The following is a 13,159-nucleotide window of genomic DNA, read 5'->3' as shown; positions in this document are numbered from 1 at the left end:
TCGCGCAAGAGCGGGCGGCGCTCCGATGCGATGGGCGGAGCGTGAGGGCGCCATAGGCGGCAGCCGTCTGCGAGTCGGGTTAGAGCGAACGATTGAGCCACGCAAGCCGCAACGACGCTCCGCCTCCATGATGTCAGCGCGGCACAATCTCGTCGATCGCGTCGTAGACCAGATCGAGATCCGCCTCCGTGCTGCAATAAGGCGGCATCAGATAGATCGTATTGCCGAGCGGGCGGACCAGCAGGTTGCGGGCGCGGAAACTTTCGTACAGCGACGGGCCGATATTCGCCATGTAGCCGGCATCGCCGGCGACGACGTCGAGCGCCGCGATGGTGCCGAGCTGGCGGAGATTAGTGAAGCGGGCATCCGCGCGGAAGCGATCCAGTTTGCGCGTCTGCAGCGCAGCCAGCGTTTCGATGCGCTGCATCACCGGTTCGGTGTCCCACACCTCCAGATTCGCCAATGCCGCCGCGCAGGCGATCGGGTTGGCGGTGTAGGAGCTGGAGTGGAAGAAGGTGCGGGTGCGGTCGGGCGAGTAGTGCGCGTCGAAGATGTCGGCGCGGCACAGCGTCACCGCCAGCGGCAGCGAACCGCCGGTGAGGCCCTTGGAGTAGCAGGCGATGTCCGGCGCGATGCCGGCCTGCTCGCAGGCGAAGCGCGTGCCGGTACGGCCCCAGCCGGTCATCACCTCGTCGGCGATGAACAGCACATCGTGGCGCTCGCACACCCGCTTCATCTCGGCCAGCACCGCAGGCGGATAGATCAGCATGCCGCCGGCGCCGAGGATGAGCGGCTCGACGATCAGCGCCGCAACGCCGCCGGCCGCGCACGCCGCGTCCAGCGCATCCAGCGTTTCCTGCTCACTGCCCGGCTCCGGATACGGAATGCGGTCGACTGCGAACAGCAGCGGATCATACGGCGCGTTGAACACGCCGCGCTCGCCGACCGACATGCCGCCGATGGTGTCGCCGTGATACGCGCCCTGCAGCGCCAGGATACGCGTTCGGTTCTCGCCGCGATGCCGCCAGAAGCCGAGCGCCATCTTCAGCGCGACCTCGACCGAGGTCGAGCCGCTGTCGGAGAAGAACACGTATTCCAGCTGCGGCGGCGTAATCTCCACCAGCCGCCGCGCCAGCCTCTCGGCGGGCTCATGCGTGAAGCCGGCGAAGATCACCTGGTCGAGCTTGTCGGCCTGCGCCTTGATGGCCTGCACGATGTGGGGATGGCGATGACCGTGGGTGATCACCCACCACGACGAGATCGCGTCATAGATGCGGCGGCCGTCCGGCGTCTCGAGCCACGCGCCCTCGCCGCGCGCGATCGGGATCGCGTCGGGCTGCACCGCGTGCTGGGTGAACGGATGCCAGACGGGAGATTTGGAGGTCATCAAACAGCCTTCAGAAAATCATCGGCGTTGAAGTTCGCGGCGAACGCCGCGCGCAGCGCCGCAGCATTCAGCGTCGGCAGATGCGGCAGCCGGCCGAGCCGCCGCGCGCCGCTGAAATCGACGATGACGCGTTCGGACTCCGCATTCTCGTCACCGATGAAGGCGATGCCGAGCAGCGGAATGCCGCGCGCCCGCAGCGCTTCGACCGACAGCAGCGTGTGGTTGATGGTGCCGAGCGTGGTGCGGGCGCACAGCACCACCGGCGCCTGCCAGCGCGCGAACACATCGATGGTCAGCAGCGTCCGGGTCAGCGGCACCAACAGCCCGCCGGCGCCTTCGATCACCAGCGGCCGCTGCGTCTGCGGCAGCGCGAGTTTGTCCGGATCGATGGTGACGCCGTCGATTTCGGCGGCGAGATGCGGCGAGGCCGGCGTGGCCAGCCGATACGCTTCCGGGAGCAGCCGCGCTTCCGGCAGGCCCGACAGTTGCAGCACCGTCTGCCTGTCAGTGCCTTCATCAAGCCCGGCCTGCACCGGCTTCCAATAGTCGGCATCGAGCGCACCGGTGAGCGCGGCGGCGAATACGGTCTTGCCGACGCCGGTGTCGGTGCCGGTAACGATGATACGCGCGCTCATGCGGCCATCCGCATGTCTTCGGCCAGCGCCGCGAACAATTCCGCGACGATTGCCTCGTCGACGTTCGCCGTCAGCGCGATGCGCAGCCGCGCAGTGCCTTCCGGCACGGTCGGCGGCCTGATCGCGCGGATGTCGAAGCCGCGCCGCTGTAGCGACGCCGCCACCGCGACCGCCGCCTGATCGGCGCCGATCACCACCGGCACGATGTGCGAGCCGGACGCCTGCAGCCCGCAGGTCCGGCGCAACTCGCGCCCGGCGAAAGCCACGAGGCGCGCCAGCCGCTCGCGGCGGTCCGGATTGGTGCGCGACAGCTCGATCGCCGCGCGGGTGATCGCGGCGGTGAGCGGCGACGGCGCGGTGGCGAAGATGAAGGGCCGGCAGCGGTTGACGAGAAAATCGCGGATCACACGCGGCGCCAGGACGAAGCCGCCGACCGTGCCGAGTGCTTTGCCGCAGGTGTGCAGCGTGACGACGTTGGCGCGGCCCTCGAACCGCGCCGCGAGGCCGCGGCCGTTTGGCCCGAGCACGCCGGTGGCATGCGCCTCGTCGATCACCAGCATGGCGTCGTGCCGATCGGCGATGGCGAACAGGCCGTCGAGATCGGGACTGTCGCCGTCCATGCTGTACAGGCTCTCGACCGACAGCCACGGCCGCCCCTTGCCGCCGGTCGCGCGCCAGCGCACGATCGTGCTCTCGAACGCGTCGATATCGTTGTGCGCCACGCCGACGAACTCGGCGCGGCCGCGGCGCAGCCCTTCATGGACGCTGGCGTGGATCAGTTCGTCGTGGACGACAAGATCGCCGCGCTGCGGCAGCGTCGAGAAGATCGCCTGATTGGCGACGAAGCCGCCGCCGAAATACAGCGCCGTCTCGGCGCTGAAATACGCCGCGGCTTCGGCTTCCAGCGCCTCGTGCTCCGGATGATTGCCGCGCAGCAGCCGCGAGCCGCCCGACCCCACCGGCACGCCGCGCGCCACCGCCTCGGCCGCTGCGCGGTTGAGCTCCTCGGACTCGGCAAGTCCCAGATAGTCGTTCGACGTGAAGTCGATCCCCGCCCGCGCCTTCAGCGCCCGCAGCCGCCCCCGCGCCGCCAATCCGCGCAGATCCGCCTCGAAGTCCTCATGCATGATCGCGATTCATCCTGATGCGCCCCGCGTGAATCCTGCCCGCGCGGCGGTCGAAACACTTGCCTCAAGGCGCTGCGGCCGATGCCGCCGGCCAGGCAGCCACCCTGCTTAGCCGCGAAGCCTCGCTTGTGCCACCCAGGCTCCGCATGCCCGCTCGACCGGGCAGCAATGCGGCAACGCCAGTCAGGCTGCGGCTAGCGCCTGATTAGGACATGGATGCGAGTGCCTGGACCGCTCGGGCGGCGTCCAGTTGTCTGACGGAATTGATCGCACACCGGCCGCCATCGGCACGACGCAACCTCGCCCCGCATGCGATCCAGCAGAAGGCTCTTCGTCCGCGAAGCTTGAGCGCGGTGGCTGCGGCGAAGATGGGAGACCGATAGCCCGCCGCTCAGCAACACGACATCGGCGGGAACATCGGCTGCAGTTTGCGCAGGGCGCGGTAGCAGCGGGCGAAGACGCGGTACGGCCAGGGCTGTGCCTGCAGCCAGCGTTCCTTGATGTCGTCGTCGCTGCCGGGCGGTGCATCGCTCCGCGGCTCGGGCGGCGCGGGCCGCGGGATCAGGGCGTCGGGATCGACATAAGTGAGCAGTGCCATGGCAGCCTCGCTCTAGCCTCGTTTCGGAACCGGCGGCGGCTGGTCGTCGTCGGAAATCGCGCGCCAGGCGGCGCCGTCGAGATCTTCGTATTGGCCGCTCTTCAGCGACCACAGGAAGGCCGCGAGCCCCAGCAGGCCGAGCACCAGTGCCAGCGGCACCAGGATCACCATGACTTCCATCTACCTGCCTCCTCGGCGAACGCGACGAGCGCGCATCGCGTTCAGCATCACCAGCACCGACGAGCCGGACATCGCCAGCGCGGCGATCAGCGGCGTGGCGAAGCCGGCGATCGCGATCGGCACCGCCAGCACATTATAGCCGATTGCCAGCGTCAGGTTCTCGCGCATCACGCTCATCGCCTTGCGCGAATAGTCGACCGCGGCCAAGACCGGCGCCAGCTCCTTGCCGAGAAACACCAGATCGGCGGTGGCCTGGCTGAGATGGGTGGCGCTGATCGGCGACATCGAGACATGCGCGGCGGCGAGCGACGGCGCGTCGTTCATGCCGTCGCCGACCATCATCACGATGCGGCCCTGCGCCTTCAGCGCCTCGATATGGGCGATCTTCTCGGCCGGGGTGACGCTGGCGCGCCAGGCGCCGACGCCGAGCGCGTCCGCGGCGTGGCGCACCGCCGGCTCGCGGTCGCCGGACAGCAGCTCGACTGCGATGCCGCGGTTGATCAGCGCGTCGATGGTCTTGGCGGCATCGGGCCGCAGCAATTGCCGCACCGCGAAAACGGTACGCTGCTCGCCGCGGCTGAACGCCACGACCGAGACTTCCGGATCGGCGCTGAGGATTGCATTGGCTTCATAATCCGCACCGCAGAACGCCGGGCTGCCGAGCCGCAGCTCCTCGCCGTCGATCATGGCGCGAACGCCGCGGCCGGGCTCCTCGGTGACGCCGGGCAGCGGCGCCTTGGCGCCCGAGGCGCGCGCCACCGCGGCGGCGACCGGATGATGACTGGCCAGCGCCAGCCGGCCGGCGAGTTGAAACACATCGGGGGCCACGGCGGCAGCGTTGACGACGTCGAGCTCGGGCAACGTCAGCGTGCCGGTCTTGTCGAACACCACGGTATCGACCGCCGAGGCCCGCTCGATCGCATCGCCGGCATTGAGCAGCACGCCGGCGCGGAACATCGCGCCCGACGCCACGGTCTGCACCGCCGGAATCGCGAGGCCGAGCGCGCACGGACAGGTGATGATCAGCACCGCGATGCCGGTGACGATGGCATCGTGCCAGCTGGCGCCGGCCAGCACCCAGCCGATCACGGTGAGCAGCGCAGTGGCGTGCACCACCGGCGCATAGAGTTGGGACGCACGATCCGCCAGCCGGACATAGCGCGAGCGCGCCTGCAGCGCGTGGTCGAGCAGCCTGGTGATCTCCGACAGCAGCGTGCCTTCGGCCGCCGCGGCGACGCGGACGCGCAGCGTGCCGGTGATGTTCAGCGTGCCGGCATAGACCTGGGTGCCGCGCTCGGCCTTGGCGTAGAGAGTCTCGCCGGTGATCAGGCTCTGGTCGATCTCGGAGCGGCCTTCGATGACATGGCCATCGACCGCGCAGCGCTCGCCGGGGCGCAGCAGCACGATGTCGCCAGCGCGCACTGCTGCGATCGGCACCTCGGCGATCTCGTCGGGACCGACGAATTTGGTCGCGGTCTCGGCCTTCAGCGCCGCCAGATTGCCGGCGACCGCGCGGGTCTTCTGCCGCATCTTCTGATCGAGGAAGCGGCCCGCCAGCAGGAAGGCGATCAGCATGATGGCGGCGTCGAAATAGGTGTGCTCGGCGTGATTGATGGTTTCGACCAGCGACATGCCGAGCGCCAGCGTGACGCCGATCGAGATCGGCACGTCCATGTTGACGCTTCTGGCGCTGAGCGCCCGCCAGGCCGACTGGAAGAACGGCTGGCCCGCATAGGCGGCGCAGGGCAGCACCACCAGCGCCGACAGCCAGTGGAAGAAGTCGCGGGCTTCCGGGGAAAGGTCGCCGCCGAACCACACCGGCACCGACAGCATCATGACGTTCATGGTGGCGAACGAAGCAACGCCGAGGCAGCGAAGCAGAAACTTCGAGCGCTCGCTTTCCTCGACCTCCGCCCGCACCGGCTCGTACGGATAGGCCTTGTAGCCGAGCTCGGCGAGCCGATCGATGAACAGCGCCGGCTCCAGCTCTCCCTTCTTCCACTCCACCGCGAGGCGGCGGTCGGTGAGGTTGACGCGCGCCAGCGTCACGTCCGGGATCGCCGCAAGGCCGCGCTCGATCTTGGCCATACAGGCGGCGCAGGTGACGCCTTCGACGGCGAGATCGAGATGCGCGACCTCTTGATCGACATCCTTGACGTAGTGAGAGAAGTCCCGCGTCATCAACATGCAGCGACCCTTTGATCCCGAACCCCGAGCGCCCCAATCAATCCAGCTTCAGGCGGTTCTTCGACAGGAACATGCGGACGGCGTTCTGGTCGCCTTCCAGCACGAGATCCCAGCGCCCCGGCAAAACATCGGTGATAGCGCCCTGATAGACGCCGCCGCCAAGCTCGGCGAGCGTGATCTCGCGATCGAACTGCTTGTCGGCAGGCCGTTCAAGACGACCAGTGAAAGCCAGCCCGGTCAGCGGCAAACCGGCCTTGTCGCGGGCCTCGAGCTGCAGCGTCGCCTTGCCGTCCAGCTCACGCGTCAGCTTGGCATCGACCTTCCAACCACGCTGCTCCTGGTCGCGCGCCGCGGAGATCTCGTTTTCATAGGCCAGGCTTGCCGCGTACGCGCTGTCGACCTCGGTGCCGGGCAGCGTCTTGATCGCCAGCGTCATCATCAGTCCGTTGACGCCGAACACGACGCCGAAGAACGCGACCAGCGATGCGAGCACGACCTTGCCGGTGAGCGGGCGAGACTTGGACGAACGGGACATGATAGCAACTCCAGCTGCGGCTCAGGGCGTGACGAATACGTCCTTGGCGGACGCGACTTCGCCGAGGCCGATATCGGTGACGTGGAACGTCACCGGCACCGACTTGGCGATGTCTTCATTCGAATTGGAATCCACCAGGACGCGCAGCTCGGTGGTGGCGTCGCGACCGAGGATGATCATCGGCCGGTCGGGCACGATGGAGTCGGCGCCGACCACGTGGATGCGGGCGTTCGGCGGGCCGTCGACGTCGACCGCGACGACGCGGTCGAACCCGCGCTTGTTGAGGAAGCGGATGGTGTAGCCGTTGCGGATCGAGCCGTCGCTCAGCCGCACCGCGACCGGATTGCGGTCGTGCAGCACGTTGAGGTCGAGCAGGCTGCGGTTCATCAGCGCGTACAACATCACGGCGCCGATGCCGACGATGATCGCCGAATACACCACGGTGCGGGCGCGCAGCGGCTTGAACACCTCCGGCTTGCCCTCCATCCGGCGGTGGATGTTGATGTCGTTGTCGTAGCCGATCAGCCGGGTCGGGCGACCGATCTTGGTCATCACATTGTCGCAGGCGTCGATGCACAGGCCGCACTGGATGCAGTCGAGCTGCGGGCCATTGCGGATGTCGATGCCGGTCGGGCACACCGCGACGCACTGGTTGCAGTCGATGCAGTCGCCGACGTGCTCGCCGGCGGCGCGCAGCGCTGCGGCCTTCTTGAGCGAGGTACGCTTCTCGCCGCGGTCGTATTTGTAGGTGACGTTGAGCGCCCATTCGTCGGTCAGCGCCGCCTGAATGCGCGGCCACGGGCACATATAGACGCAGACCTGCTCGCGCATGAAGCCGGCCAGCGTATAGGTGGTGAAGGTGAGAATGCCGATCCAGATATAGGCCACCATCGGCGCCTGGAAGGTAACCAGCTCCTTGATCAGGGTCGGCGCGTCGGCGAAGTACAGCACCCAGGCGCCACCAGTCCACCACGCGATCATCAGCCAGATCGAATGCTTGAGCACCAGTTCGGCGCCGCGCTGCAGGCTCCACGGCTCAGTGGCCTTGCGCATCCGCTCACGGCGATCGCCTTCGATCAGCCGCTCGACCGAGTAAAACAGATCGGTCCACACCGTCTGCGGGCACAGATAGCCGCACCAGACCCGGCCGCCGAGCGCGTTCATCAGGAACAGCGCCACCGCGGCGACGATCAGGAGGCCGGTGAAGTAATAGACCTCCTGCGGCCACAGCTCGATGAAGAAGAAATAGAACCGGTTGTTGGCGAGATCGATCAGCACCGCCTGATCGGGCGCGCCGAGGCCGCGATTCCAGCGCACGAAGGGCAGGAAGTAGTAGATGCCGAGGCACACCGCCATCAGGATCCACTTGGTGCGGCGGAACGGGCCGGTGACGCTCTGCTGGTAGATCTTCTTGCCCGCCGCATACAGGGGCCCGTCATCGTCTTCGACGGGAGCAAAATCGGCCTGGCGCAGCGGCTTGTTCATTTCGGGGCTCGTTCTTGTCGTTGATTCGTCGAGCATCGGCTCGTTCCGCATGGTCTTGTTTCGGGGCCGCACTCTCGGGCGCCCCCGCCACCCGAGAGTCCGTCCCGAAAGGAGGCGGCTACTTGCCGCCGCCCAGCGAGTGCACGTACACCGCCATCGCCTTGATGGTGGCGGGGTCGAGGCGCCCTGCCCAGGCCGGCATCACGCCGCCGCGGCCGTTGGTCAGCGTCTCGACCATGGTGGCTTCATCCGATCCGTACAGCCAGATCCGATCCGTCAGGTTGGGGGCGCCGAGTTCGGGATTGCCCTTGGCTTCGTCGCCGTGGCAGGACGAGCAGTTGTCGGCGAAGATCTGCTTGCCGGCCGCGAGGTCAGTGCCGGGACGGGTCGACAGACCCGACAGCGACCGCACGTAGTTGGCAACCGTGACGATCTGCTCCTTGGTCAGCAGGCCGTCTTTGCCGAACGCCGGCATGTTGCCCATGTGACCTTCGTCATTGCCGGAGCGGGCACCGAACTTGATGGTCTGCTCGATCTGTTCGAGCGACCCGCCCCACAACCAATCGTCGTCGTTGAGGTTCGGATAGCCCTTGGCGCCGGCGGCGCCGGAGCCGTGGCAGGCGGCGCAATTGTCGCCGAACACCACCTTGCCCTTGGCGCGGGCCAGCGCCAGCAGCGCCGGATCCTTCTCGATTTCGGCGAGCGGCGCGGCGGCCAGCGCCGCCATCTTGTCGCCGCGCACCTTGTCGAGGTTGGCGAGGTCGACGGCGAGTTCTGCGCGGGACGAATAGCCGAACAGGCCCTTGGTGTAGCCGTCCACCAGCGGCCAGGCCGGGTAGACGACGAAGTAGCCGATCGACCAGACGATGGTGGCGTAGAAGGTCCAGATCCACCACCGCGGCAGCGGCGTGTTCAGCTCCTTGATCCCGTCCCACTCATGGCCGGTCGTGCTGGTGCCGGTGACCTTGTCGATCTCGGCGTGATGTGCGTGGTCAGCCATGGTGATTCAGTCCTCTCGCAGCGGCATGCGCGCGGCGTCGTCGAAAGCCGTCTTGTTTTTCGGCCACAGCGCGTAGGCGACGATGGCGAAGAAGATCACCATGAACAGCGGCGTCCACCATACGGTGACGAAGCTGGATACGATGTTCTCGACTGAGATGATCGCTTTCATGTCCCGGCCTCAGCGCAGATTGGCTTTTTCGTTGTAGAGCTTGAAGTCGACGAGCGTGCCGAGCATCTGCAGATAGGCGACCAGCGCGTCGAGTTCGGTGGGATCGCCGCCCTGGCCGTCGAAGTTGCGGACGACCGCTTTCGGGTAGCGCTTGAGCAGATCGGCGGCATCGGCGCTGTCCGGGTCGATCTGGGTCTTCAGATCCTCCGCGGCCTTGGCGACGTCGTCGTCGGTGTAGGGCACCCCCAGCGTCCGGTTGGTGCGCAGATGGTCGGCGATGCTCGACGGGTCGACCTTGTTGTCGGCCAGGAACGCGTAGCTCGGCATCACCGACTGCGGCACGATCGAGCGCGGGTTCTTCAGATGCGCGACGTGCCAGTCGTCGGAGTACTTGCCTCCGACCCGGGCGAGGTCCGGACCGGTGCGCTTGGAGCCCCACTGGAACGGATGGTCGTACATCGACTCCGCCGCCAGCGAGTAGTGGCCGTAGCGTTCGATCTCGTCGCGCAGCGGACGGATCATCTGCGAGTGGCACAGATAGCAGCCCTCGCGGATGTAGACGTTGCGGCCGGCGAGTTCGAGCGGCGTGTAGGGACGAACCCCGTCCACCTTCTCGATCGTGCTCTTGAGGTAGAACAGCGGCGTGATCTCGACCAGGCCGCCGACCGCGATGACGAGGAGAATACCCACGATCAGGACGATCGAGTTCGTCTCGAAGATCTTGTGACGATTCCAGAAAGACATCGACCTATTCCTTACTCGGCGGCCTGCAGGGCGACGCGCGGCTGGGCCTCCGACGATTCACCGACCCGAACCGTCATCCACAGATTGTAGGCCATGATCAGAGCGCCGATCAGGAACAGCCCGCCACCCGCGGCGCGGATCGCATAGAAGGGATGCATCGCCTCGACGGATTCGATGAACGAGTATTCGAGGAAGCCGAGCGAGGTGTAGGCGCGCCACATCAGCCCCTGCAGAATTCCCGACACCCACATCGCCGAGATGTAGAGAACGATGCCGAGGGTCGCGATCCAGAAGTGCCAGTTGACGAGGCGCAGGCTGTAGAGCTGCTTGCGGCCCCACACCCACGGCACCAGGCAGTACAGCGCGCCGAAGGAGACGAAGCCGACCCAGCCGAGCGCACCGGAGTGCACGTGGCCGACGGTCCAGTCTGTGTAGTGGCTGAGCGAGTTGACTGCCTTGATGGCCATCATCGGGCCTTCGAAGGTCGACATGCCGTAGAACGCGACCGACACCACCATCATGCGCAGCACCGGGTCGGTACGCAGCTTGTCCCAGGCGCCCGACAGCGTCATCAGGCCGTTGATCATGCCGCCCCAGGAGGGCATCCACAGCATGATCGAGAACGTCATGCCGAGCGTCTGTGTCCAGTCCGGCAGCGCGGTGTAGTGCAGGTGATGCGGGCCTGCCCAGATGTACAGGAAGATCAGCGCCCAGAAGTGGATGATCGACAGCCGGTAGGAATAGACCGGCCGCTCCGCCCGCTTCGGGATGAAGTAGTACATGATGGCCAGGAAGCCGGCGGTCAGGAAGAAGCCGACCGCGTTATGGCCGTACCACCATTGGAACATTGCGTCCTGCACGCCGGCCCAGGCGATGTAGGACTTGGAGCCGAGCAGCGACACCGGCAGCGTCGGGTTGTTGCCGAGATGCAGCACCGCGATGGTCAGGATGAAGGCGAGATAGAACCAGTTCGCGACGTAGATGTGCGGCTCTTTGCGCTTCATCAAGGTCGCGACGAAGATCAACAGATAAGTGACCCAGACGATCGTCAGCCAGAGGTCCGCGTACCATTCGGGTTCGGCGTATTCCTTCGACTGGGTGACGCCGAGCAGATAGCCGGTGCCCGCAATCACGATGAAGAAGTTGTAGCCGATCGCGACGAACCATGGCGCGAGGTCGCCGGCGAGGCGCGCCCGCGTGGTTCGCTGCACGACGTAAAAGGAGGTCGCGAGCAACACGTTACCGCCGAAGGCGAACACCACCGCGGAGGTGTGCAGCGGCCGCAGCCGGCCGAAATTCACCCACTGGGCGACGTTGAGGCCGGGATACGCCAGCTCCAGCGCGATGTAGAGGCCCGCCGTGAAACCGGCGATGCCCCAGAACATCGCCATGAACGACAGAAACTTGATCGGGCCGAGATTGTAGTTCGGCACGCCGTTGATTTCTTGCGGCGGCAGCCCGGTACGGCGGCTGTAGCGGGTGATGATCGCGAACACGGCCCAGGCGCTGAAGGCAGCGCCGAGGGCGGCATGGAAGGCGAACGGCGCATCCTTGGCGAAGATCGTCGCGTAGATGCACAGCACTGTGCTCAAGGTGAATACGAGCGTAAGACCACCCTCGCCCAGGGTGATCCGTTTGGATGTGAGAGCTTGATTCATCTGATCAATCTTTTCTCGGCGGGGCAGTTGGTCGCACCAAACCTGGAATCCGTCGAGGTCGATTGATCGAAATCAAATTGCATCATTTTGCGGCAGATCGACCTGACCAGCGACGCGCAGCTTTCGGATTCGGCAGGAAGCGCAGCAAAGCAAGCGCATAGCGCGGCGTCGCCTCGGACGAGCACGAGGCGTTTTCAACTGCAATGAACGAGGGCTTTAGACGAAGGGATTAAGCGCCGATCTGGCGCAACTGATAGCTAGTGGCGAATGCTGCCTAGCGCGATGAAGGCGCGGCGCATCCCAGGTCGCGCTTCGTGATCGGCAAACGAATGATATCAGTCCCGTCATGGCCGGGCTCGTCCCGGCCATCCACGCCTTTACGGCGTTTCAGTCAGCAAGGCGTGGGTGCCCGGGACAAGCCCGGGCATGACGGGAGGAGAGTCAGTGCGCGACGGTCCAGGCGTTCGTTAGATCGACAGCCCGCTGCTCAGGCGCGCTGATGCTCGTAGGCCTTCAGATGCGTGTAGATCACCTTCAGCCGCTCGACCGGCAGGCTGGCGGCGTCGCCGCGGGCGATCAGGTCGCCGATGACGTGGTCGGCTTCGATACTGGCGCCGGCCTGGATGTCGCGGAACATCGACGCGGTCAGCTTGGAGCCTTCGGCGAGCAGCATGCCGCGGGTGCGCTCGACGAACGGCGGGCGCGGCGGATGGCCGGCCGCAGAGGCAATCGCGCTGATCTCCGCGACCGCGCCGAGCATGAACTCGGCGCCGCCAGGTGCGGCCAGGATGTCGCCGACCGGTGCGCGCATCAGGCTGGTCGAGCCGGCCAATGAGGCCAGAAACACCCACTTCTCCCACATCTCCTGCATCACGTCGGCCGACGCGTTGACGTCGAAGCCGGCGCCGCCGAGCGCCGCGGCAATCGCGGTCACGCGCGGGCTCTGTGTGCCGTCACGCTCGCCGAAGGTGATGGCGTTCATCGGCGCCAGTTGCACGACATGGCGCTGCGCGTCCAGCATCGCGGCGATCACGCATTGCCCGCCGAGCACGCGGTCGCGGCCGAATCTGGCGTCCAGCGTGTCGAGATGCTTCAGACCGTTGAGCAGCGGCAGCACCGCGGTCTGCGGCCCGACTCCGCCGGCAAACGACGCGATGGCATCGTCGAGATCGAACGCCTTGCAGCTCAGCAGCACCAGATCGTAATCCGGCTTCAGATCGGCGGACTGCAGCGCTGGCGGGTTCTTGATCGTCGCATCGCCGTTCGGGCTCTTGATGACGAGGCCGTCGCGCGCCAGCTCCGCGGCGCGCCCCGTCCGCACCAGAAACGTGACGTCGCGCCCTGCCTGCAACAGCCGCCCGCCGAAATACCCGCCGATAGCGCCGGCGCCGACGATCAGAATCCGCATTGCCGTTGGTCCTCCCTGATGAGGTTCTTAGCATCAGGCGATCA

The 13,159-nt window shown here is 66.5% G+C and carries 13 protein-coding genes; all 13 read right to left on the bottom strand.

The features are described from left to right. Nucleotides 1–133 precede the first annotated feature (133 nt). The 13 genes from D4Q52_RS04555 to panE all read right to left on the bottom strand — a co-directional run bounded on the left by D4Q52_RS04555 (nucleotide 134) and on the right by panE (nucleotide 13,115). Complete coding sequence (locus tag D4Q52_RS04555; RefSeq protein ID WP_119855355.1) at nucleotides 134–1,387, bottom strand: adenosylmethionine--8-amino-7-oxononanoate transaminase; 1,254 nt, start codon at nucleotides 1,385–1,387, stop codon at nucleotides 134–136. Continuing rightward, complete coding sequence (gene bioD / locus D4Q52_RS04550) at nucleotides 1,387–2,022, bottom strand: dethiobiotin synthase (protein WP_119855354.1); 636 nt, start codon at nucleotides 2,020–2,022, stop codon at nucleotides 1,387–1,389. The genes D4Q52_RS04555 and bioD overlap by 1 nt, the downstream gene beginning before the upstream one ends. Next, a complete protein-coding gene (locus D4Q52_RS04545; RefSeq protein WP_119855353.1) occupies nucleotides 2,019–3,149 on the bottom strand; it encodes an 8-amino-7-oxononanoate synthase in 1,131 nt (376 codons plus the stop codon). Before D4Q52_RS04545 ends, bioD begins: the two co-directional genes overlap by 4 nt. Before the next feature lie 391 nt (nucleotides 3,150–3,540). Beyond that, nucleotides 3,541–3,747: a hypothetical protein gene (locus tag D4Q52_RS04540; RefSeq protein ID WP_119855352.1), complete on the bottom strand. Its 207-nt coding sequence runs from the start codon at nucleotides 3,745–3,747 to the stop codon at nucleotides 3,541–3,543. 12 nt (nucleotides 3,748–3,759) lie between these two features. After that, nucleotides 3,760–3,927 (bottom strand): cbb3-type cytochrome oxidase assembly protein CcoS, encoded by a 168-nt coding sequence (gene ccoS / locus D4Q52_RS04535; protein ID WP_119855351.1) that lies wholly within the window; start codon nucleotides 3,925–3,927, stop codon nucleotides 3,760–3,762. Continuing rightward, nucleotides 3,928–6,114 carry a heavy metal translocating P-type ATPase gene (locus D4Q52_RS04530; protein WP_119855350.1) on the bottom strand — a complete coding sequence of 729 codons (2,187 nt, stop codon included), beginning with the start codon at nucleotides 6,112–6,114 and terminating at the stop codon, nucleotides 3,928–3,930. It abuts the gene before it with no gap. Nucleotides 6,115–6,151: 37 nt separating this feature from the next. Then, nucleotides 6,152–6,649 (bottom strand): FixH family protein, encoded by a 498-nt coding sequence (locus D4Q52_RS04525; protein ID WP_119855349.1) that lies wholly within the window; start codon nucleotides 6,647–6,649, stop codon nucleotides 6,152–6,154. 21 nt (nucleotides 6,650–6,670) lie between these two features. Further along, entirely contained in the window at nucleotides 6,671–8,134 is a 1,464-nt protein-coding gene (ccoG, locus tag D4Q52_RS04520) for a cytochrome c oxidase accessory protein CcoG (protein WP_119855348.1), read from the bottom strand. Between the two features lie 118 nt (nucleotides 8,135–8,252). Next, nucleotides 8,253–9,134, bottom strand: coding sequence for a cytochrome-c oxidase, cbb3-type subunit III (gene ccoP / locus D4Q52_RS04515; RefSeq protein WP_119855347.1), 882 nt, complete (start codon nucleotides 9,132–9,134; stop codon nucleotides 8,253–8,255). Between the two features lie 6 nt (nucleotides 9,135–9,140). Then, nucleotides 9,141–9,305, bottom strand: a complete 165-nt coding sequence (locus D4Q52_RS04510) for a cbb3-type cytochrome oxidase subunit 3 (RefSeq protein WP_119855346.1) — start codon at nucleotides 9,303–9,305, stop codon at nucleotides 9,141–9,143. 9 nt (nucleotides 9,306–9,314) lie between these two features. Next, on the bottom strand, nucleotides 9,315–10,049 hold the full coding sequence (ccoO, locus tag D4Q52_RS04505) for a cytochrome-c oxidase, cbb3-type subunit II (protein ID WP_119855345.1): 735 nt from the start codon (nucleotides 10,047–10,049) through the stop codon (nucleotides 9,315–9,317). 11 nt (nucleotides 10,050–10,060) lie between these two features. Further along, nucleotides 10,061–11,707: a cytochrome-c oxidase, cbb3-type subunit I gene (gene ccoN / locus D4Q52_RS04500; RefSeq protein WP_119855344.1), complete on the bottom strand. Its 1,647-nt coding sequence runs from the start codon at nucleotides 11,705–11,707 to the stop codon at nucleotides 10,061–10,063. 487 nt (nucleotides 11,708–12,194) lie between these two features. Next, nucleotides 12,195–13,115 carry a 2-dehydropantoate 2-reductase gene (panE, locus tag D4Q52_RS04495; RefSeq protein ID WP_119855343.1) on the bottom strand — a complete coding sequence of 307 codons (921 nt, stop codon included), beginning with the start codon at nucleotides 13,113–13,115 and terminating at the stop codon, nucleotides 12,195–12,197. Nucleotides 13,116–13,159: the final 44 nt, after the last annotated feature.

The organism is Rhodopseudomonas palustris (assembly GCF_003591005.1).
Taxonomy (GTDB): domain Bacteria; phylum Pseudomonadota; class Alphaproteobacteria; order Rhizobiales; family Xanthobacteraceae; genus Rhodopseudomonas; species Rhodopseudomonas palustris_K.
The sequence above is the reverse complement of the archived record's forward strand: the minus strand, read 5'-3'. Positions and strand labels throughout refer to the sequence as shown.